We start from the raw sequence: 21564 nt of genomic DNA, 5'->3' as shown, positions 1-21564 counted from the left end.
CGGCGCGCCGTGTCGCGCGTCGTCGGCTCACGCGCTTTTCGCGAGCGGAAACTCGATCGTCACTTCAAGTCCAGGTCCGGGCGAGCGGTTGCGCAGACGCAGCGCGCCGCGATAACGCGCGACGAGCCGCTGCACGATCGCCATGCCGAGGCCCGTGCCGTTGGCCTGGGTGCGCGCCGAATTTACGCGATAGAACGGCCGCGTGACGAGCGCGAGCTGGTCTTCGGGAATGCCGGGGCCTTCGTCGACCACCGACAGTTCGACGCGCGAATGCGACACGCGCGTTTCGAGAATCACGCGTGGCACACCGTCACCGTCGCTGAGACCATATTTGCGCGCGTTCTCGAGCAGATTGCCGACCACGCGCCGCATGTCGGTTTCATCGGCCTCGATCACCGCCGACGGAGCGAGCCGCGTGATCAGCCGCATGCTGTCCTCGCTTTGCATGCGCGCGGCGAGCTCGCTCGCGATCACCGACAGGTCGACCGGTTCCGGCACGCGCTGCACCGGACGCGCGTAGTCGAGGAAGCGGCCGATGATCATGTCCATCTGCTCGATGTCGTCGACCATCGCGTCCTTGGTGGCCTGATCGGACGGGCTCATTTCGGTTTCGAGCCGCAGCCGCGCGAGCGGCGTGCGCAGATCGTGCGAGATGCCCGCGAGCATCAGCGCGCGATCGGCCTCGAGCTGTTCGAGGTCGCGCACCATCTGGTTGAAGCTTCGATTGGTTTCGGCGGCGACGCCCATGCCGCGCTCGGGCAGCGGCTCGGGCGATTGCCCGGAGCCGACCCTACGCGCGGCCATCGCGAGGCGCGCAAAAGGCCGGTTCACCAGACTCGTGATGAACGCCGCGCCGAACAGCGACAGCGCAAGCGCGAACACGCCCCAGCCGGCCCACTGCAGGCCGGTCGCGTTATCGAGCTGATCGCGATCGAGGGCGACCCAGTAATCGTCGTCGTCGATCTTGAAGCTGATCCATACGCCGTTGATGTCGTTGACGCTCTGCGCGATCACCGTGTCGTCGCCGAGACGGCCGCGGATGTCGTGCTCGATCAGACGATTCAGTGATTCGTCGGGCTGGAGTTTGTATTTGTCGGTGGCTTCGCGCGGATACACGCGCACCCCTTCATTGCTCTCCAGATCCTGCAGCAGCGCGCGCCGCAGGTCCGGATCGGAATAGAGGAGTGCGGTGCGCGTGAGTTTGACGATCGCCACGAGTTGCAGAGCCACGCGCTGCGCGCGCGGCTCCCGCTCGATCACGCGAAAGCTCTGGAACCACGCGGCGAGACTGACTGCGATCAACAGCGCGATCAGCAGAAAGGTCCGCCAGAAAAGGCCGCCGAACGCGAGCGTCAGGAGGCGCCGGTCGATCCGCATGGGCCCTTCTTATCTGGAGTCAAAGACAGAAACTATATGGGACCGAAGCAGGTGCTTTGCATGAGACCAGATGACGCACTGAAGCGCGAACTCTGATCGACAGCTAAAGCGCCTACTCTGGTCGACATGAAAACGGAGCACAAACTCAGGCTGCGCCGTCGGGAATGAACACGTAGCCGAGGCCCCACACGGTCTGAATGAAGCGCGGGCTGCCCGGATCCGGCTCGATCAGCTTGCGCAGACGCGAAATCTGCACGTCGAGGCTGCGGTCGAAGACTTCGTATTCGCGGCCGCGTGCGAGCTCCATCAGCTTTTCGCGCGACAGCGGCTGACGCGGATGACGGGCGAACACCTTCAGCACCGAGAATTCACCGGTGGTAAGCGGAATTTCCTGGCCGGCCTTGGTCAGCGTGCGGGTGGCGAGATTCAGTGCGAACTCACCGAACTCGAACACCTCGGTGGTCTCGGACGGCGCGCCCGGCAACTCGGACGGCGACTGACGGCGCAGCACCGCGTGAATGCGCGCGACCAGTTCACGCGGATTGAACGGCTTGGGCAGGTAGTCGTCGGCACCCATCTCGAGTCCGACGATGCGATCGACATCCTCGCCCTTGGCCGTCAGCATGATGATCGGCGTGCGGTCGTTGCTGCCGCGCAGACGCCGGCAGATCGACAGGCCGTCCTCACCGGGCAGCATCAGATCGAGCACCAGCAGATCGAAGCGCTCGCGCACCCAGAGCTTGTTCATTGACGGCGCATTTTCGGCGACGTAGACGTTGAAGCCCTGCTCACCGAGATAGCGGCGCAGAAGATCGCGCAGGCGTGGATCGTCGTCGACGACGAGGATTTTCGAAGGGTTTTTGGTTTCCATGGTCGGCATCTTAGCGCGATTAGAAAGTGGTGCGCGGTTACACCATTTCTGGGGTTACAGTCAGTTACAAAATTTACCCGCGGTATGGCGCGACGTAAAGTATGCGCGTTTAGACTCCTTTACTGAATGCGGCTGTTCGGTGGATACTTCACTCGACAAAACTCTCGTACCCGGCTGTTACCGGGGTTTGTATACGCATCTGAGGTAGCCGGTTGCCGCGCCACGAAGGGAACAACATGAAGGGAGGGGTTTGGCCAAATGTGCGCCTGAGCGTGATTGCACTGGCGGTTGCCGGTACGCTCGCAGGCACACTGGGCCCGACGCTCGCCCATGCGCAGCCGTCCGCGGATAGAGCGGCGAGCGAGCATGCGCCCCGCTCCGGCAATGGCAAACCCAGCCACCGCAATCCGAGCATCGATCACCCTGCTTCTGACGTGATGTTGCGTACCGCGGTTCCCCCCGATCTCGATCAACGTCGGCGCGACGGGCATATGACGCCCGAAGAGCGTCGGCTGCTGCGGCAGCACATCGAAGATGCCGTGCGCGAGTTGTACAAGCGTTAGTCTCAGCGCGCGCATCGTCGCGTGAACAATCCTGTCGCACCTTCAGCTTCCACTTTCTGGTCCGCTGCTCTGTTGAGTCGCTAGCATCCGTTCGAGATTTCACGCGCAACGGATCAGCGTTGGCGAACCTTTTCAACGTGTGTGGTGAGCGTCGCGCGTTAGCGCGCGCAGCGAAGCGATATCGGCGTCTCCTGACTGGGTGTTCGAGCCCATTCCAATGCGTGCCGAGCGCATCACACGGAGACCGGACCAGCGTCGCGAGCAACAAATGCGGCTCGGACAGCGTTACGAACTATTACGTGCAAGCTGAGTGCGCGCCGGGCGAACACGCCTTCGCCGCCAGTCGAGTTCGTGATCGGCGCATTGCGCGCATTCGATGTCGGCTACGACGATACCTCGCGGTTCGTCGCGCCGATCCGCGCGTTCCGGGCGAACCTGTTCTATCCGCCGAACGCCAAGCGATGGCTGGGCGGGGCGTCGCGGATCAACAGCTCGACGCTGCTCGCGCACAAGCAGTTCGTCGAGCAGCTGTTTCGCGCGACCAGGAGTGCAGCGGCGCCGCGCATGAATGGCGCGGCCAGCGCTTGCCTCGAATCAGGTGCGCCCGCCGCTGCAGCGCGTCATGGCGCGCAATGGCCGGGGTGGCGTACGCTTTGACATCGCGATCTGGCTCGCGCAGAGGCAACGGGCGGCCCGGCACGCGCCATCATGATCACGACGAGGTGCAGCATGAAACGACGCAGCTTTCTGTCGATGAGCGCGGCCGCCGGCGCACTGCTGTGTTTGCCTCGCGCGCTCGCCGCGGAGGACGCGAACGCTGCGCATTGGCGGGATGCATCGAAAGCGTCGGTTGTGCCGGGGCGCGGTTACGACAACCTGCTGATCCTGATCGAACTCAAAGGCGGCAACGACGGTTTGAACACCGTGATCCCGTTCGCCGATCCCGCGTACTACGCGCTGCGCAAAAACATCGGCATCAAACGCGAACAGATGATCCACCTCGACGAGCGCACCGCGCTGCATCCAGCGTTGCAGCCGTTGATGCCGCTATGGCGCAGCCGGCAACTCGCGATCGTGCAGGGTGTCGGCTACGCGCAGCCGAACCTGTCGCATTTCCGGTCGATCGAGATCTGGGATACCGCGTCACGCTCCGATCAGTATCTGCGCGACGGCTGGCTCACGCGCGCGTTCGCGATGAAGCCGGTGCCCTTCGATTTCGCGGCCGACGGCGTCGTGATCGGCAGCGCCGAAATGGGGCCGCTCGCAAATGGCGCGCGCGCGATCGCGCTGGTCAATCGCACGCAGTTCGTCGGGACCTTGCGACTCGCGACGCCGGTGCCTGAGTTGAAGACCGCGTTTCCTGATGGCGCGTTCGGCAGTTCGATCAAAACGGCGATGCAGGTGCTGGCCGCTTCGGACACCCTGAAGATAACTGCCGCCGGACGCGCGCCAATGGAGCAGTCGTCGAGCGGCCGAGGTGTGGCCGGGATCCGGCTAACGCTGAACGGTTTCGATACGCACCAGAACCAGCGCGGACAGCACGCCGCGTTGCTTCAACACTTCGCGCAAGGGATGGTGGCGATGCAGGCCGCGCTCGTCGAGTTGGGCCGGTGGAACGATACGCTCGTGATGACGCATGCGGAGTTCGGGCGCCGTCCGCGCGAGAATGAGAGCAACGGCACCGATCACGGCACGGTGGCGCCGCACTTCGTGACGGGTGGTCGCGTGCGGGGCGGTTTGTATGGCGTACCGCCGATGCTTGCGCGGCTCGACGGAAATGGCAACCTGCCGGTGGGCGTGGATTTTCGCCAGATTTATGCGACGGTGCTCGGGCCCTGGTGGGGCTTGGACGCGTCGACGATTCTGCGACAGCGATTCGAGCCGCTGCCATTGCTGCGGGCGTGAGCGGATGGGAGCGAATCGACGCGCCTCGCTGTCACGCTACTTCGCGCGCCATGCGATCCATAGCTTGCGGATCGGCGTCAACGCGATGCGTTGATGCAGCACGTGATAACCGTCGCGCTCGATTTCATCGAGCAACGCCAACGCGAGCGCCGCGAGCGCGAGCAGCGTGCGCTGCGCACGCCGCGCGCTCGCGGGCACCGCGGCGAGCGCGCTCTGCACGGCATCGCGCGCGCGATGCGTCTCGAAGCGCATCAGCTCGGTGAACGCATCGGTGTATTTGCGGTTGATCAGATCAGCGGCGGTGACGTTGTAGCGCTGCATCTCGTCGATCGGAACGTAGATGCGGCCGTGCCGCGCATCGTTGCCGGTTTCGGCGACGAACTGCGCGAGCATCAGCGCCTCGCCGAGCGGAGCGGCCCACGTCGACGCTTGCTCGGCATCGTCGGCCGATCCGGCTGCCGCGGCGCGCGACACCAGCGACGCGAAATTGCCGCCGACCCCGCGCACATAGCGCCGCAGGTTCGGATAGTCGAGATAGCGTGCCTGGTCGAGATCCATCTCGAAGCCCGCGAGCAATTCCTGCAGAGCCGGATACTCGGCCTGCGCGTCGGGCAGATAGGCCGCGAGGGCCTTGGACACCGGATGCGACGGCGAGCCCGCGGCGAGCGCGGCGATTTCTTTCTGCCACCACGCGAGCTTGGTGCGGCCGACCGCGGGATCGCTCGTCTCCTTGACCGTTTCCTCGAACTCGCGACGCAATGCGAAGAGCGCCGTCAACAGCGGCTGACTGGCTGCGCGGGCCTGGCGAAGCGCATAGTAGGTGCTCGATCCTGGGGGCGCCGCTTTCTGCTGGCAATAGTCGTCGAAATTCACGGGATGAGAGTGTGGGGAAGGGCTGGCGAGAAGGGCGCTGGCGTCCGTTGCGGCGCCCGTCTCGACGAGCCGAAAATTGTAGCATCGGCGCCGCGCGCGCAGATACCGCTGGGTGCAGACAAGCGCGAATCAATCGGTTAGAATCTCGCGCTTACGCTTTCGGGCACGTGTTTGGCGCGCATGGAAGTGCACAGGACAATCGGGCACGACGCATCGCGGCGTACCCGGCTGCGAGGGTGGCGAAATTGGTAGACGCACCAGGTTTAGGTCCTGACGCCCGCAAGGGTGTAGGGGTTCGAGTCCCCTCCCTCGCACCATTTATCGGTAGTCAAGAAAAACCCCGTCAAGTCTTCGGACCGACGGGGTTTTTTCTTTGCTGCACGGTCTCTGCAAGGCCGCAGGGTTGCCCCGCGGCCTGTCATTGCGGCCGCGCGACTTAGGCGCCCGGCGTTCCCGGCGCTTGCTGCGAACCCGGCAACTCCGCTTGCGCGGCACCTTCGAGGAAGCGGCGCGTCGACTCGAACGCTTGCAGCATCTGGTCCGGCCACGGCGTTTGCAGCATCACGGCCTGATGATTTTCAAATGCCGACGACAGAAGTTTCGCCAGTTCCGGCGAACGAAGATGACGCAGCACGACGCTGACCGCGATTGCGGTTGCCTGGCTCGCGCCGGCGGTCTGAAGTTCCGACGCGGTGAGTGCCGCGACCTGTTTGTTGATGTCCACTGAAACGTCCCTGGATGAAAAAGAGGGTGAAGGCACGTTGGCCAATGCTCAATTTTGACACGCGCCGCCCAATGCCGTGAAACGGCGCTCTTCAAATGTGGCCGGTGCGCCGCGGGTGATCACTCCCGCGCGTTCATCGCGCGAATTACCTTGTCGAGCGCCGCGCCGAACGCGGCCCTTTCTTCTTCGTCGAGACAGTCGAACATATCGCCGTTCCACTTGCGCGCGATCGGCATCACCTTGCGATACAGCGCGCGGCCTTCCTGCGTCAGCGAGACCAGCACGACGCGGCCGTCCGCGGCGCTCGTCTCGCGTTGCACGAGTCCCTGCCGGATCAGCGCTTCGGCTGCGCGACTCGCCTGGCTTTTGTCCAGATTGGCATGACGTGCCAGTTCCATGATCGAGAATGGTCCGAACGATCCCACCGACGCAATCACGCGCGCTTCAGGCAGCGTTACGTCGAGCTTCGCCGCATAGCGCGCGCTGATGCCGCGCTCGGCCAGTTTGTTCAGAACATGCAGACGATACGTGAGGAGTTGCTCGAGCCCGGCTTTGGCGGAGTCCTTCATGGTCACCCCGTGATGTGTGGAACGGTCGTGGCGCTGTGATTGTTGCGGCAACCGTTTCGCGGGTCAACGCACGCCGTATTTCAGCCGCGTCAACTGCTCGGCCTCGTTGGCGAGCAGGCGCGCTGCGTCGCGAATCGCGATGTCGAGCGTGATCGGCCCGGGCGCCGGCGAAAAGCAGCCGCTGAAGTGTTCGGCGAGGCGTGGCAGCGCGGCGGGGTCGACTGCGCCCGACAGCAGCGTAGCGGGCACGCCCGCGGCTCGCGCATGCGCGCACGCGATGAACGGCGCCTTGCCATGCAGCGTCTGTACGTCGGAGCGGCCTTCGCCGGTGATCAGCCAGTCGGCGCCGGCGAGCGCCGCGTCGAGGCCGATTTGCCGCGCGACGGTCTCCGCGCCCGGCTCGAACTGCGCGCCGAGCATATGCAACGCGAAGCCGAGACCGCCTGCCGCGCCCGCGCCCGGCAGGTCGCGCGCGCTGTGGCCGAGCGCGGCTTCGAGCAGATCGGCGAAGCGCGCGAGCGCCGCGTCGATCGGTACGACCTGTTCGGGCTTCACGCCTTTTTGCGGTCCGAAGATCGCGGTCGCGCCGTGCTCGCCGGTCAGCGGATTGTCGACGTCCGACATACCGACGAACTGCGTGTCGGCAAGCCGCGCGTCGAGTAGCGACGCATCGACCCGCGCCACGCGTGCAAGCTGCTCGGGCGTGCCTTCGAGCGCGTTGCCTTGCGCGTCGAACAGTTGCAGGCCGAGGCCGGTCAGCAAGCCGGCGCCGCCGTCGTTCGTGCTGCTGCCGCCGAGCGCGACGAAAAAGCGCCGCACGCCGGCGTCGAGCAACGCGCGAATCGCTTCGCCCATGCCACGCGTGCTGCGCGCCTCGACCGGCACGCCCATGCCGACTGGGTCCGTAATGCCGACGATCTCCGCCGTTTCGATGATTGCGCTGCCATCCGCGAGCAGGCCTGTGAGCGCCGCGCGCGTCGGGCCGGCCGCGCCGCGCACACTAAGCGTGCGGCGCTCGCCGCCGCTCGTGAGCATGGCGTCGAGCGTGCCTTCGCCGCCGTCGGCCATCGGACAAATGCGCACGCTTGCGTCGGGGCGTGCACGCTGGATGCCGGCTGCGATCGCCTGCGCGACCTCTTCCGCGCTGAGCGAGCCTTTGAATGAATCGGGAGCGATGACGACGACAGGCGAGGGCGACGAATTCGGCATGGTGTCTCTGAGAGGTTTGAGTCGTTGTAAGCGGTTGCTGGCGCCGATGAAGCGACCGGCTGCTGGTGACCGGCGGTGGTGGCCCGACCGAGTGCGTTAGCTTATCAGCATGGGGGCGTCGGCTGAATATGTCGAAAGGCATAGGCGGGATCGCTGCAAACCGGATAGCGACGCCAGAGACAAACCACGCTTGCTGTGCCAAAACAACCCGAAAATGCCCCGCAAAACGCGCAGAATGAAGGGAAAACTCGATGCATTCATCGAATCCCGGCTTGGCGCGCAAATAGTTTGCTAAAATATTCGGCTCTTTGGACTCAACCGTGCTGCCGGCGGCCTGCAAGCCCGCGGCGCAGGTGCGTGATCGATGCAATCGGCGCAAATCGATGCGAAGCGACATCGACGGGCAGCACGGAGAAGATAACTGATTCGCTCGAATAATTTTAGGACGATTGAAGCCATGGCTAACGTTGTTGAAAACCTCGGCAAGCTCGAACGCCGCGTGACGATTTCCCTGCCGAAGGATGCCGTGCAGAAGGAAGTGGATTCGCGTATCCGTCAACTCGCGAAGAACGTGCGCATGCCGGGTTTCCGCCCGGGCAAGGTGCCGCTCAAGATGGTCACGCAACAGTATTCGGGCCAGGTGGAAGCCGAAGTGCTGAGCGACAAGGTCGGCAAGGAATTCTTCGACATCAGCCGCGCCGAGAACCTGCGTGTGGCGGGTCAGCCGAGCTTCGCGCCGAAGACCGACGCCGCTGAAGGCAGCTACGCGTTCGACGCGACCTTCGAGGTGTACCCGGAAGTGAAGCTGGGCGACGTCGCCACGGCTGAAATCGAGCGCACCACGACCACCATCAGCGAAGCGGAAATCGATCGCACGCTGGACATCTTGCGCAAGCAGCGCGTGCACTTCCACGCTCGCGGCGAAGCCGGCGAGCACGGCGACGGCGGCGCGGACGCGGCCGCCAAAGAAGGCGACCGAGTGACGGTCGACTTCGTCGGCAAGATCGACGGTGAAGCATTCCAGGGCGGTAGCGCCGAAGACTTCGGCTTCATCCTCGGCGAAGGCCGCATGCTGCCGGAATTCGAAAAAGCGGCGCTCGGCCTGAAGGTCGGCGAAGCGAAGGAATTCGACCTGAAGTTCCCGGACGACTACCACGGCAAGGAAGTGGCGGGCAAGACGGCGCAATTCACGATCACGATGAAGAAGATCGAATGGCCGCATCTGCCGGAAGTCGATGGCGAATTCGCGAAATCGCTCGGTATCCAGGACGGCGATCTGACCAAGATGCGCGCCGAAATCAAGGACAACCTCGAGCGCGAAGCGAAGCGCCGCACGCAAGCCATCGTCAAGAATCAGGTGATGGACGCGCTGCTGAAGATCTCGGAACTCGACGTGCCGAACGCGCTGATCGAACAGGATCAGGAACGCCTCGTCGCTATGGCTCGCCAGGATCTGGAGCAGCGTGGCGTGCCGAACGCGAAGGACGCGCCGATCCCGGCTGCGATGTTCAAGGAACAGGCCGAGCGCCGCGTCAAGCTGGGTCTCGTGTTGGCCGAGCTCGTCAAGGCGAACGAACTCCAGGCGAAGCCGGAGCAGATCCGTGCCGAAGTCGACGAATTCGCGAAAAGCTACGAAGACCCGAAGGAAGTCGTCCGCTGGTATTATTCGAACCAGCAACGTCTTGCTGAAATGGAAGCGTACGTCGTTGAAGCCAACGTCGTCGACTTCGTCCTCAGCAAGGCCAAGGTGACGGACAAGGAAGTGAGCTTCGAGGAACTGGCAAGCGCAACGGCGCAATCGTAAGCGTCGCTGCAACGGCGTGCCGGCTGTCGGAGCGACCGACGGCCCGCACGCCGTTTTTTTGCGCCGCGAGAGTGTGTGACGTACCGGATCCCGGTCGTGGGTGCACACAAAGACGGCACTTGAATACGGGCTCGTCGCACCAACCTGTGTCTAGCAGCTAATATTCAGAATATTTCCAGACAAGGATCCATTGCATGACCTTTCGCGCCCAAATGCTGGACACGTTGACCTCCCAGTCGTCCCGGGATCTCGAAGCGCAGGCACTCGGTCTGGTGCCGATCGTCGTGGAAACGAGCGGCCGGGGCGAGCGTTCGTATGATATTTATTCGCGTCTGCTGAAGGAACGCATTGTGTTCCTCGTAGGCGAAGTGAACGACCAGACAGCCAACCTGGTGGTTGCGCAGATGCTGTTTCTCGAAAGCGAGAATCCAGACAAGGACATCTACTTCTACATCAACAGCCCGGGCGGCTCCGTGTCTGCCGGTATGGCGATCTACGATACGATGCAGTTCATCAAGCCGGACGTTTCGACCCTTTGCATGGGGCTCGCGGCAAGCATGGGCGCGTTCCTGCTCGCGGCCGGCGCGAAGGGCAAGCGTTTCGCGCTGCCGAATTCGCGCGTGATGATTCACCAGCCGCTCGGCGGCGCGCGCGGTCAGGCATCGGACATCGAAATCCAGGCGCGCGAAATCCTGTACCTGAAGGATCGACTGAATCATCTGCTCGCGCATCACACCGGTCAGCCCGTTGAGCGCATCGCGCGTGACACCGACCGCGACAATTTCATGTCTGGCGATGACGCGCAGGCGTACGGCCTTGTTGACCAAGTGGCGCACAAACGTCCTTGACCTGGTACGGTTTTGCCACGCTGTTTTGCCCACTGTTGCGGCAAAACCGTCATCGGGCCGGTGGTGAATGTTCAACTTCCGTCCGGGCGTCTGCGGCAAGCGCCGTTATCCTGCTCACTAGCTCTGCCGCGCCCAAACTGCGTGGCGGGGGCAAACGGCGTATTATGTAATCCGGTGTCCGGAGGCTCACACATCTATGGCGGACAAGAAAGGTTCTAACAGCGAAAAGCTGTTGTATTGCTCGTTTTGCGGCAAGAGCCAGCATGAGGTCAAGAAACTGATTGCTGGCCCGTCGGTATTCATCTGCGATGAATGTATCGATCTATGCAACGAAATCATTCGTGACGAGGCTGCAGGCGCGGGCATCGAGGCGGGCTTGTCCAAGTCCGACCTACCGACTCCGCAGGAAATCCGCGAAATTCTGGACCAGTACGTGATCGGTCAGGAACGTGCGAAGAAAATCCTCGCGGTCGCGGTCTACAACCACTACAAGCGTCTCAAGCATCTCGACAAGAAGGACGAAATCGAGCTGTCGAAGAGCAACATCCTGCTGATCGGCCCGACCGGCTCCGGCAAGACGCTGCTCGCGCAGACGCTCGCGCGCCTTCTGAACGTGCCGTTCGTGATCGCCGACGCGACCACGCTGACGGAAGCCGGCTATGTCGGTGAAGATGTCGAGAACATCATCCAGAAGCTGCTGCAGAATTGTAATTACGAGGTGGACAAGGCCCAGCGCGGCATTGTCTACATCGACGAGATCGACAAGATCAGCCGCAAGTCCGACAACCCGTCCATCACGCGCGACGTGTCGGGCGAGGGCGTGCAGCAGGCTCTGCTGAAGCTGGTCGAAGGCACGATGGCGTCGGTGCCGCCGCAAGGTGGCCGTAAGCATCCGAACCAGGACTTTATCCAGGTCGATACGACCAACATCCTGTTCATCTGCGGCGGCGCGTTCGACGGCCTGGAAAAGGTCATCGTCGACCGTACCGAGAAGACTGGCATCGGTTTTGGCGCCAGCGTGAAGAGCAAGCAGGACCGCGATGCCGGTGAAGTGCTGCGTGAAGTGGAACCGGAAGATCTGATCAAGTTCGGCCTGATTCCAGAACTGATCGGCCGTCTGCCGGTGGTTGCCACGCTCGGCAAGCTCGACGAAGCGGCGCTGATGAAGATTCTCGTCGAACCGAAGAATGCGCTGGTCAAGCAGTATCACAAGCTCTTCAGCATGGAGCGCGTCGAACTGGAAATTCGTCCGGCCGCGCTGCAGGCCGTGGCGCGCAAGGCGATCCGCCGCAAGACCGGGGCGCGGGGCCTGCGTTCAATTCTGGAACAGGCGTTGCTCGACGTGATGTACGACCTTCCGCAAATGAAAGGTGTCAGCAAGGTCATCATCGATGACAACGTTATCGACGGCGACGGCAAACCGCTGCTGATCTACGAAGACGCGCCGAAGGTCGCGGGTTCGAACTGATCGGCTTTCGAGTTCTGCAAAAAAGCCGTTCATGGCGACGTGAACGGCTTTTTCGTTTATCGTGTGGTCAGGCTGGTTGTTCTCAACTATGGAGTCACTGAACCTTCGGAGTCACTGAACTTTTCCCACACGCGGAGGCTTGCAATATTTTCTGCTGGCCTCACCTATCGAACGAACTGATTCCACTCATGGGGAAATGAAATGTCAGGAACCCAACTCCTCCCGCCGGAACGCATTACGCTGCCGCTGCTCCCGCTGCGCGACGTAGTCGTTTTCCCGCACATGGTGATTCCGCTCTTCGTAGGCCGCCCGAAGTCGATCAAGGCTCTCGAAGCAGCGATGGAAGGCGGCAAGCACATCATGCTCGTCGCCCAGAAAACGGCTGCGAAAGATGAGCCGACCGAAAAGGACATGTACGAAGTAGGGTGTATCGCCAACATCCTGCAGATGCTGAAACTGCCCGACGGTACCGTGAAGGTGCTCGTCGAAGGCTTGCAGCGCGCGAAGACGCTTTCCATCGAAGAACAGGAAACGCAGTTCTCGTGCGAAGTCATGCCGCTCGAACCCGACCACGCCGACAGCGCTGAAACCGAAGCGCTGCGTCGCGCGATCGTGTCGCAGTTCGACCAGTATGTGAAGCTGAACAAGAAGATCCCGCCGGAGATCCTGACCTCCTTGTCGGGTATCGACGAAGCCGGGCGTCTCGCGGACACGATTGCCGCGCATCTGCCGCTCAAGCTCGACCAGAAGCAGCACATCCTCGAGATGTTCCCGGTGATCGAGCGGCTCGAGCATCTGCTCGCGCAACTCGAAGCCGAGATCGACATCCTGCAGGTCGAAAAGCGTATCCGTGGGCGCGTGAAGCGTCAGATGGAGAAGAGCCAGCGCGAGTACTACCTGAACGAACAGGTCAAGGCGATCCAGAAGGAACTCGGCGAAGGCGAAGAAGGTGCGGATCTCGAGGAGCTCGAGAAGCGCATCACGGCTGCCCGCATGCCGAAGGAAGCGAAGAAGAAGGCCGACGCCGAGCTGAAGAAGCTCAAGCTGATGTCGCCGATGTCGGCGGAAGCGACGGTCGTGCGCAACTACATCGACACGCTGATCGGCTTGCCGTGGCGCAAGAAGAGCAAGGTCAACAACGACCTGTCGAATGCGGAACGCGTGCTCGACGAAGACCACTTCGGTCTCGAGAAGGTGAAGGAACGCATCCTCGAGTACCTCGCGGTGCAGCAACGTGTCGACAAAGTCAAGGCGCCGATCCTGTGCCTCGTTGGGCCTCCGGGTGTCGGTAAGACTTCGCTCGGCCAGTCGATCGCGCGCGCGACGAACCGCAAGTTCGTGCGCATGGCATTGGGCGGCGTGCGTGACGAAGCCGAGATTCGCGGCCACCGTCGTACGTACATCGGTTCGATGCCGGGCAAGATCCTGCAGAGCCTGACCAAGGTCGGCGTGCGCAATCCGCTCTTCCTGCTCGACGAAGTCGACAAGATGGGCCAGGATTTCCGCGGCGATCCGTCGTCGGCGCTGCTCGAAGTGCTCGATCCGGAACAGAACCATACGTTTGCCGATCACTACGTCGAGGTCGATTTCGATCTGTCGGACGTGATGTTCGTCGCGACGTCGAACTCGCTGAACATTCCGCCGCCACTGCTCGACCGGATGGAAGTGATTCGTCTGTCCGGCTATACGGAAGACGAGAAGGTCAGCATCGCGCAGCGTTATCTGTTGCCGAAGCAGAAGAAGAACAACGGCCTCAAGGATGGCGAGGTCGATGTAACCGAATCCGCGATCCGCGACATCATTCGCTACTACACGCGTGAAGCGGGCGTGCGTTCGCTCGAGCGTGAAGTGTCGAAGATTTGCCGCAAGGTCGTGAAGATGCTTCTGCTGAAGAAGGCGGAAGGCGCGGTGAAGGTCGACGGTAGCAATCTCGACACGTTCCTCGGCGTGCGCAAGTACGACTTCGGTCTGGCCGCAAAGGAAAATCAGGTGGGCCAGGTCACGGGTCTCGCGTGGACGGAAGTGGGCGGCGATCTGCTGACCATCGAAGCCGCAGTGATGCCGGGCAAGGGCAATGTGATCCGCACGGGTTCGCTCGGCGACGTGATGAAGGAATCCGTCGAAGCGGCGCGCTCGGTCGTGCGTTCGCGTTCACGTCGTCTTGGCATCAAGGACGAAGCGTTCGACAAGCAGGATATTCACATCCACGTGCCGGAAGGCGCGACGCCGAAAGATGGTCCTTCGGCTGGTATCGCGATGACGACCGCGCTGGTGTCGGTGTTGACCGGTATTCCGGTGCGCGCCGATGTCGCGATGACGGGCGAAATCACGTTGCGTGGCGAAGTCCTGCCGATCGGCGGCCTGAAGGAGAAACTGCTCGCGGCGCATCGCGGTGGTATCAAGCTGGTGCTGATTCCGGAAGAAAACGTCAAGGACTTGACGGAGATTCCGGACAACGTGAAGAACGCGATCGAAATCGTGCCGGTCCGCTGGATCGACAAGGTGCTCGAACTTGCGCTCGAACGCGTGCCGCAGGCGTTGCCGGAAGAAGAACCGAAGCCTTCGGCGCCGGTTGGTGCCGAGCCGGGCAAGGATGCCGCGACGGACGTCGTCAAGCACTAAGGTCCGAAGCGCATCTGAATGCGCTGGCGTCAAAGCATCCAGCGGCGCTGTTGTTCGCTGAAGCAGAAAACCCGCGGTCAAGGCCGCGGGTTTTTTATTGCCCGCACGACCTTGGCGCGGTGTCGCATCACCAGACTCTCCGCTGCAACATACTGTGATGAAAGCGCCCCTCTAAAATCACCTCGATCAGGCTCAACCCCGGTTGACACAAGGGTTTCGGCCGCTTCTAATGGGGCGGCCTGGCGTTAGCGCCAGCCGCGTGGCGCGAGGTGCTGGAAAGCACTGTCACGATTGCCAATAACCATTCACGGGGGTTTTGAATGAACAAGACGGAATTGATCGATCACATCGCACAGCAAGCCGACATTTCGAAGGCTGCGGCCGGCCGTGCGCTCGATGCAGTCATCGCGGGCGTCAAAAGCACGTTGAAGAAGGGCGGATCGGTCACGCTGGTTGGCTTTGGCACGTTCGCGGTCGGCAAGCGCACGGCGCGCACCGGGCGCAATCCGCGCACGGGCGCCGCGATCAAAATCAAGGCGGCAAAAGTTCCTAAATTTAGGCCTGGCAAAGCGCTGAAGGATGCGCTAAACTAACGGGCTTGCTGCTTGAGGAATTGCTTGACCCGGTTGCATCGTCGATTCATCGGGTGAGCGGCTGCAAGGCAGAAAACACATCAAGCACTGAATCACGAAACGGGTGCTTAGCTCAGTTGGTAGAGCGGCGCCCTTACAAGGCGTAGGTCGGGAGTTCGAGCCTCTCAGCACCCACCAGTTTCAGATTCGGCGGCAGTGTTTTCAATAGCAAGAGCGCAGTAAAAGGAGTGGTAGTTCAGTCGGTTAGAATACCGGCCTGTCACGCCGGGGGTCGCGGGTTCGAGTCCCGTCCACTCCGCCAGTATCCACGAAAGGCGAACTCCGGTTCGCCTTTTTTGTTGCCCGCTGAGGTAAGATCGGGCGTTCTGTTTTTGGCATCCCTCACGCATGCTCGATTTTTTCCGCAATCACCAACGCCTGATGATGTTCATGCTCATCCTCGTCATTTTGCCGGGGTTGGGTTTTGTGGGTATTCAGGGCTTCCGCGGCTTCTTTGACGAAAGCGCAAACGTCGCGAGTGTCAACGGTCACAAGATCACCCGCGTCGAATACGACGACGCGATGCGCCAGCAGATCGACCGGGGGCGTCAGATGCTCGGTGCACAGTTCGACATGAAGTCGTTCGACACACCGGAGCGCCGCCGCCAGATGCTCGACGGCATGATCGAGCAGCGTGTGCTCGCCGACGAAACGCAGCGTCTGCATCTGACCGCATCGGACGACGCGGTGCGCCGTGCGCTGCTGTCCGATCCGGTGATTTCGTCGCTGAAAAATCCCGACGGTTCGATCGACCTCGAGCGCTACAAGCAGTTGCTCGCGATGCAGGGCATGACGCCCGATCAGTACGACGAGCGCATGCGCTACAACCTCGCGATGCAACAGCTGCCCGCGAGCATCGCGGCGAGCGCGTTCACGTCGAAGACGCTTGCGCAGCACCTGACCGAGCTGGCCCAGCAGCAGCGTGAAGTGCAGGGCATCGCGTTCCATCCGCACGATTACGAAGCGAAGATCCAGCCGACCGATGCGCAACTGCAAACGTATTACGACGCGCATCGCAACGACTTCGCGACGCCCGCTACCGCAACGATCCAGTATCTGGTGATGTCGCCGGCCACGCTGGGCGCATCGGTGCAGCCTAGCGACGCGGACCTGAAGAAATACTACGACGACAACATCGCCCACTTCCGCACCGAAGGTGAAGTCCGCGCGAGCCACATCCTGATCGCGGCACCGAAGGACGCGAGCGCGGCCGACAAGGCCAAGGCGAAGCAGAAAGCCGAGGAGTTGCTCGCGCAGCTCAAGGCGCATCCAGACCAGTTCGCGCAGATCGCGCAGCAGAGCTCGCAGGACCCGGGTTCGGCATCGAAGGGCGGCGATCTCGGTTACTTCGGCCGCGGCATGATCGCGGGCGGCCAGGCGTTCGACGACGCGGTGTTCGCGCTGAAGAAGGACGAAATCAGTGGCATCGTGCAGACGGACTTCGGCTTCCACATCATCAAGGTCACTGATGTAAAGCCGGCGGTCACGAAGTCGTTCGACGAAGTGAAAGACCAGATCACCAGGGAGATGAAGACGCAACTGGCGAGCAAGGCGTTCACCGACGGCTCGGAAGCCTTCACGTCGCTGGTCTATGAAAAGGCCAAGAGCCTGCAGCCGGCCGCGGACAAGTTCAAGCTGCAGATCCAGACCGCGACGGTCACGCCACAGCCGGATGCGAAGCTGCCGCCCGACAGCCCGCTGAACAATCCGAAGTTCCTCGCAGCCGTATTCGCGAACGACTCGGTATCGGCGCACAACAACACGCAGGCCATCGACGTCGGCAACAACACGCTGATCGCCGCGCGCGTGACGGATTACAAGCCCGCCGCCGTGCCCGCCTTCGACGCGGTGAAGGACGCGGTACGTCAGAAGGTCATCGCCGAGCAGGCGAACGAAGCGGCGCACAAGGACGGCGCTGCGAAGCTGGCCGAGTTCGAGAAATCGAAGGCGACCGCCGGTTTCTCGTCGCCGCTGAAGGTATCGCGCAATGACGCGCAGGGCGTGCCGCCTGCCGCACTGAGCGCGATCTACAAGGTCGATGCGCAAAAGTTGCCGGCCTACGTCGGTGTCGATCTCGGCGATGACGGCTATGCGGTTTATCGCGTGAACCAGATCGTGCCGCCCGCGGCCACCGACGCGCAGCATCTCGCCGTCGCGCAGCAGCAGATTGCGCAGGTGGACGCGCAGTCGCAGGCCGAGGCCTATCTGAAGGCGCTGCGCGAGCGCTCGAAGGTGCAGTTCTACGGCACGCTCGACAACGCCGCGCAGACGGCCGACCAGTAAGCCGCCGCAGTAAGCCGCAGTAGGCATTACCTGCCGGTCAAAAGAAAAGCCCCGCAAATGCGGGGCTTTTTCTATCTACACCCAGGACGACCGTTTCACAGACAGCCGCTGATCGCGCCAGTAGCATTGCTTGCGCCGGCGCCGCCTGCGCGGAAGCCGACCCACGTGCCCTTGCCGCTATACGACGGACGGACCACCGCTGCCGCGCCGTTGGGCGGTTGCTGGCCCGGGACGTAGACGTCCATGGCCTGATCGTTGGCCAGGATACTTTGCGAAACGACCTGCTGTTGTGAGCTATCCGCCCATTTCTGCGCGATGCAGGTTGCGACGGCGCGAGGCGGCTGCTGGCTTTGACCCACCGACTGAACCCCGGCCGGCGGTTGAGCCGCGCAGGCCGAGATGGCAACAGTCAAAGCGATTAACGGTAAGTATTTCAACGTTATCTCCTCAGGAGTCGCTCAAGATTGAGCCGGGTGGTACGGAACGCCCCATGCGCCGAACGGCTCGGCGATCCGTGCTCCCCCAGGTTCCGGAAACAAGTCGTTAGCAGGTGTTTCAGTGCGGCGAACTTGTGCGAAGGAGTGGCTTGACAGCGGGCCACACGTTGTTGAGTAGCAGTGGCTGTGCCTGCTGCGTCGGGTGGATCTGATCGGCCTGGAACATATCCGGATTATCCGCGATGCCGGCGAGCAAAAAAGGCACGAGCGGCAGATGGAATTCCTTCGACAGCTGGCCATAGAGACCGTGGAACTTTTGCGTATAGTCGGGGCCGTAATTGGGCGGCACGTACATGCCGACGAGCACGACCTTCGCGTGGCCTTGCTGCGCCTGTTCGATGATCGTGCGCAGGTTGGCCTCGGTCGTCGAGAGGGGCACGCCGCGCAACGCGTCGTTGGCGCCCAGCTCGACGATCACGATGCTCGGCTTGAGCCGTTCCATCAGCGCGGGCAGACGCGCGCGCCCGCCGCTCGTCGTGTCGCCGCTGATGCTCGCATTGGCGACGCTATAATCGATGCGCTCTTCGGCCAGACGCTGACGCATCAACGCGACCCAGCCCGTATCGCGGGGCAGCCCGTACTCGGCGGAGATGCTGTCGCCGAGCACGACGATCACCGGCTTCGCGGGTTCGGGCGTATTCGCCGCATGAGCCTGCAACGGTAACCAAACCAGCGCGGCGGCCATCATGGTCGCGCCGAATGCCGCAGTCAGCGCCGCGGCGCGAGCGGCGATGGCGCGCACTTTCAACCAACGCTTCACCATGCCAAACAGAACTGATCCAGTCATTGAAGTGCGGGGTTTGTGCAAGAGGGTTAAGGATGCGACGGGCGAACTCACGATTCTCGATGACATCGATCTTGCCATCGATGCCGGCAGCAGCGTCGCGATCGTCGGTGCATCCGGATCGGGCAAGTCTACGCTGCTCGGGCTGCTCGCGGGATTGGACAGCGCGAGCGCGGGCTCGGTTCGGCTGCTCGGCCGCGAACTCGGCGAGCTCGACGAAGACGGGCGCGCCGCATTGCGCAGCGGCGCGGTCGGCTTCGTGTTCCAGTCGTTTCAATTGATGCCGCATCTGACCGCGCTCGAAAACGTCACGTTGCCGCTCGAACTGCAAGGCGGCATCGGCACACGCGAGGCCTCCGCGCGCGCGCGTGAACTGCTCGAACAGGTAGGGCTCGGGCAGCGCACCGGTCATTATCCGAAGCTGCTGTCGGGCGGCGAGCAGCAGCGCGTTGCGCTCGCTCGCGCGTTCGTCACCCGCCCGAAGATCCTGTTTGCCGACGAACCCACCGGCAGCCTCGACGCGGCCACCGGCCACGCGGTCATCGATCTGATGTTCGAGATGAATCGCGCGCACGGCGCGACGCTCGTGCTCGTGACGCATGACATCGAACTCGCGCGGCGTTGCGACACCACGGTGACGATCGAAGCGGGGCGGCTCGCGTAATGGTCTGCCGGATCGCGGGCATGGGCTCACGTACCGCCGCGATCATGTGGCCGTCGAAGCAAAAACAAAGCGGGCCGTAGCCCGCTTTGTTTTTTCCAGGGCGCACTATCGCGCACTTCAAACTTCCACTCAGCGCTTCAATGCAGCCCGCGCCCGCGCGATCAACGCCGACGTCGACGAGTCATGCTTCTTCACGTCGGCACTCGCCGCGCCCAGATCGGCTTCGACCACCTTGCCGAGGATCTTGCCGAGCTCGACGCCCCACTGATCGAACGGGTTGATGTTCCACACCGACGCCTGCACCAGCACCTTGTGTTCGTAAAGCGCGATCAGCGCGCCGAGCGTGCGCGCGCTCAACGCGTCGAGCAGCAGCGTAGCGGTCGGGCGATTACCGGGGAACGTCAGGTGCGGCGCGAGTTCCGGCTTGTCGGGGCCGGCCACCTTCTTCGCTTCATCGAGCGTGCGCCCCAGCATCAGCGCTTCGCTTTGCGCGAAGCAGTTCGCGAGCAACTTCGGATGATGGCTCGCGAGCGGATGCTCGGGCGTCAGCACCGCGATGAAATCGATCGGCACGATCGTCGGGCCCTGGTGCAGCATCTGGAAAAACGCGTGCTGACCGTTCGTGCCGGGCTCGCCCCAGGTGACCGCGGAAGTCGCATAGTCGACGAATGCGCCGTCGAGTCGCGCGGACTTACCGTTGCTCTCCATTTCGAGCTGCTGCAGATACGACGGCAGGAAATGCAGCGCCTGTGAATATGGCGCGACCAGATAGCTCTGCGAGCCGAAGAAGTTGCGATACCAGATGCCGATCATGCCGAGCAGCACCGGCAGGTTCTTCTCGAGCGGCGCGGTGCGAAAGTGCTGGTCCATCTCGTTGGCGCCGGCGAGCAGCTCGTCGAACTGTTGCGGGCCGACCGCGATCATGATCGACAGACCGACGGCCGACCACAGCGAGTACCGTCCGCCGACCCAGTCCCACATCGAGAACACGTTCTCTTTCGCGATGCCGAACTTGACGACTTCGGCCGTATTCGCCGACACGCCGACGAAGTGCTTCGCGAGCGCGCTTTCCGGGCAGCCTTTCTGGATGAAAAAGTCGCGCAGCGAGCGCGCATTCGTCATCGTTTCCAGCGTCGTAAAGGTCTTCGACACGATGATCGCGAGCGTCTCCTCGGGATCGATCTGCTGCATCACGTTGTACAGATCGGCGCCGTCGACGTTCGACACGAAGTGCGTCGAGATCTCGGGCGTCGCCAGATGATGCAGCGCGTGCACGACCATCTTCGGCCCGAGATCCGAGCCGCCGATGCCGATGTTCACGACATGACGAATGCGCTTACCGGTGTAGCCGGTCCACGCGCCGCTGCGAACCTGTTCGGCGAACGCGGCCATTTTCTTGCGCTCGGCCTGCACGTCGGCGAAGAACGGCGCCTTCGGGTCGGTTGCGCGCAATGCCGTGTGAAGCGCGGCGCGGCCTTCGGTCGGGTTGACGACTTCGCCCGCGAACATCGCGTCGCGGCGCTTTTCGACGCCGGCTTCGCGCGCGAGTTGCACGAGCAGTTGCAGGGTTTCGTCGGTGATGCGGTGCTTCGAGAAATCGGCCGCGAGACCGCCGCCCGCGAACGTGAAGCGTTCGGCGCGGGTGGGAGCGGGATCGTTCTCGGGGGCGAACCAGTCGCGCAGATGCGCATCGCGAATCGTGTCGTAATGCGTTTGCAGCGAGGACCAGGAGGGGAGCGAGTTCTGGGTCATAGCGTCCGTCTAACCAAGGGGCACGAAGGAAGGCGCGCGCATGAAGCGCGGCCGAGAATGATGCGGCGATTCAGTCAGAGCGATGCCACGCGGGCCGGTTCGCGAGCGGGTGCCGACGA

General features: G+C 62.7%; 18 protein-coding genes, 3 tRNA genes and 1 pseudogene. 13 read left to right on the top strand and 9 right to left on the bottom strand.

Annotation, left to right across the window (positions count from 1 at the left end; genetic code table 11):
- Positions 1-27: 27 nt before the first annotated feature.
- Entirely contained in the window at positions 28-1377 is a 1350-nt protein-coding gene (locus tag AB3X94_RS16650; protein ID WP_176108611.1) for an ATP-binding protein, read from the bottom strand.
- 145 nt (positions 1378-1522) lie between these two features.
- Positions 1523-2248 (bottom strand): two-component system response regulator OmpR, encoded by a 726-nt coding sequence (ompR, locus tag AB3X94_RS16645; protein WP_033379433.1) that lies wholly within the window; start codon positions 2246-2248, stop codon positions 1523-1525.
- Positions 2249-2484: 236 nt separating this feature from the next.
- Between ompR and AB3X94_RS16640 the strand changes: the two genes are divergently transcribed.
- The 3 genes and pseudogenes from AB3X94_RS16640 to AB3X94_RS16630 all read left to right on the top strand — a co-directional run bounded on the left by AB3X94_RS16640 (position 2485) and on the right by AB3X94_RS16630 (position 4716).
- Positions 2485-2811: a hypothetical protein gene (locus AB3X94_RS16640; RefSeq protein WP_176108610.1), complete on the top strand. Its 327-nt coding sequence runs from the start codon at positions 2485-2487 to the stop codon at positions 2809-2811.
- A 339-nt stretch (positions 2812-3150) separates the two neighbouring features.
- Positions 3151-3354: pseudogene (locus AB3X94_RS16635) on the top strand (DUF1800 domain-containing protein); the annotation flags it as partial.
- Between the two features lie 186 nt (positions 3355-3540).
- The gene (locus tag AB3X94_RS16630; RefSeq protein ID WP_368612115.1) at positions 3541-4716 is read left to right on the top strand and encodes a DUF1501 domain-containing protein; all 1176 of its coding nucleotides are present in this window, start codon (positions 3541-3543) and stop codon (positions 4714-4716) included.
- A 36-nt stretch (positions 4717-4752) separates the two neighbouring features.
- Here the strand turns inward: AB3X94_RS16630 and AB3X94_RS16625 are convergent, their stop codons facing one another.
- Positions 4753-5589 carry a squalene/phytoene synthase family protein gene (locus tag AB3X94_RS16625; RefSeq protein WP_176108607.1) on the bottom strand — a complete coding sequence of 279 codons (837 nt, stop codon included), beginning with the start codon at positions 5587-5589 and terminating at the stop codon, positions 4753-4755.
- Between the two features lie 230 nt (positions 5590-5819).
- Here AB3X94_RS16625 and AB3X94_RS16620 point away from each other — a divergent pair.
- A tRNA-Leu gene (locus tag AB3X94_RS16620) sits at positions 5820-5906 on the top strand.
- 119 nt (positions 5907-6025) lie between these two features.
- On the opposite strand, the gene AB3X94_RS16615 is transcribed toward AB3X94_RS16620, so the two are convergent.
- The 3 genes from AB3X94_RS16615 to AB3X94_RS16605 all read right to left on the bottom strand — a co-directional run bounded on the left by AB3X94_RS16615 (position 6026) and on the right by AB3X94_RS16605 (position 8091).
- The gene (locus tag AB3X94_RS16615; RefSeq protein ID WP_176108606.1) at positions 6026-6313 is read right to left on the bottom strand and encodes a hypothetical protein; all 288 of its coding nucleotides are present in this window, start codon (positions 6311-6313) and stop codon (positions 6026-6028) included.
- 119 nt (positions 6314-6432) lie between these two features.
- A complete protein-coding gene (locus AB3X94_RS16610; protein ID WP_176108605.1) occupies positions 6433-6882 on the bottom strand; it encodes a MarR family winged helix-turn-helix transcriptional regulator in 450 nt (149 codons plus the stop codon).
- Positions 6883-6945: 63 nt separating this feature from the next.
- The gene (locus AB3X94_RS16605) at positions 6946-8091 is read right to left on the bottom strand and encodes a glycerate kinase (RefSeq protein ID WP_368612114.1); all 1146 of its coding nucleotides are present in this window, start codon (positions 8089-8091) and stop codon (positions 6946-6948) included.
- Between the two features lie 457 nt (positions 8092-8548).
- Between AB3X94_RS16605 and tig the strand changes: the two genes are divergently transcribed.
- The 8 genes from tig (at position 8549) to AB3X94_RS16565 (ending at position 17748) form a co-directional block, all read left to right on the top strand.
- Positions 8549-9895: a trigger factor gene (gene tig, locus AB3X94_RS16600; RefSeq protein WP_176108603.1), complete on the top strand. Its 1347-nt coding sequence runs from the start codon at positions 8549-8551 to the stop codon at positions 9893-9895.
- 194 nt (positions 9896-10089) lie between these two features.
- Positions 10090-10743, top strand: a complete 654-nt coding sequence (gene clpP, locus AB3X94_RS16595) for an ATP-dependent Clp endopeptidase proteolytic subunit ClpP (RefSeq protein WP_013089401.1) — start codon at positions 10090-10092, stop codon at positions 10741-10743.
- 196 nt (positions 10744-10939) lie between these two features.
- A complete protein-coding gene (clpX, locus tag AB3X94_RS16590) occupies positions 10940-12211 on the top strand; it encodes an ATP-dependent Clp protease ATP-binding subunit ClpX (RefSeq protein WP_013089402.1) in 1272 nt (423 codons plus the stop codon).
- A 201-nt stretch (positions 12212-12412) separates the two neighbouring features.
- Entirely contained in the window at positions 12413-14833 is a 2421-nt protein-coding gene (lon, locus tag AB3X94_RS16585; protein ID WP_018432018.1) for an endopeptidase La, read from the top strand.
- A 320-nt stretch (positions 14834-15153) separates the two neighbouring features.
- Positions 15154-15426 (top strand): HU family DNA-binding protein, encoded by a 273-nt coding sequence (locus AB3X94_RS16580; protein WP_008923411.1) that lies wholly within the window; start codon positions 15154-15156, stop codon positions 15424-15426.
- Positions 15427-15527: 101 nt separating this feature from the next.
- A tRNA-Val gene (locus tag AB3X94_RS16575) sits at positions 15528-15603 on the top strand.
- Positions 15604-15650: 47 nt separating this feature from the next.
- Positions 15651-15727: transfer RNA gene (locus tag AB3X94_RS16570), tRNA-Asp, on the top strand.
- Between the two features lie 86 nt (positions 15728-15813).
- Entirely contained in the window at positions 15814-17748 is a 1935-nt protein-coding gene (locus tag AB3X94_RS16565) for a SurA N-terminal domain-containing protein (protein WP_368612113.1), read from the top strand.
- A gap of 95 nt (positions 17749-17843) precedes the next feature.
- On the opposite strand, the gene AB3X94_RS16560 is transcribed toward AB3X94_RS16565, so the two are convergent.
- Together AB3X94_RS16560 and AB3X94_RS16555 are read right to left on the bottom strand one after the other, a co-directional pair.
- Positions 17844-18185 (bottom strand): hypothetical protein, encoded by a 342-nt coding sequence (locus tag AB3X94_RS16560; RefSeq protein ID WP_176108601.1) that lies wholly within the window; start codon positions 18183-18185, stop codon positions 17844-17846.
- 118 nt (positions 18186-18303) lie between these two features.
- Positions 18304-19008, bottom strand: a complete 705-nt coding sequence (locus AB3X94_RS16555) for an arylesterase (RefSeq protein WP_176108600.1) — start codon at positions 19006-19008, stop codon at positions 18304-18306.
- Here AB3X94_RS16555 and AB3X94_RS16550 point away from each other — a divergent pair.
- Positions 19007-19693, top strand: a complete 687-nt coding sequence (locus AB3X94_RS16550; RefSeq protein ID WP_176108599.1) for an ABC transporter ATP-binding protein — start codon at positions 19007-19009, stop codon at positions 19691-19693. The genes AB3X94_RS16555 and AB3X94_RS16550 overlap by 2 nt on opposite strands.
- Before the next feature lie 129 nt (positions 19694-19822).
- Here the strand turns inward: AB3X94_RS16550 and pgi are convergent, their stop codons facing one another.
- Positions 19823-21445 carry a glucose-6-phosphate isomerase gene (gene pgi / locus AB3X94_RS16545; protein WP_368612112.1) on the bottom strand — a complete coding sequence of 541 codons (1623 nt, stop codon included), beginning with the start codon at positions 21443-21445 and terminating at the stop codon, positions 19823-19825.
- Positions 21446-21564 lie beyond the last annotated feature (119 nt).

The sequence above is a fragment of the Paraburkholderia sp. BR10923 genome, assembly GCF_040948765.1.
Taxonomy (GTDB): domain Bacteria; phylum Pseudomonadota; class Gammaproteobacteria; order Burkholderiales; family Burkholderiaceae; genus Paraburkholderia; species Paraburkholderia youngii.
Note: the sequence above shows the minus strand (reverse complement) of the source record. Positions and strands in the feature narration are given on the sequence as shown.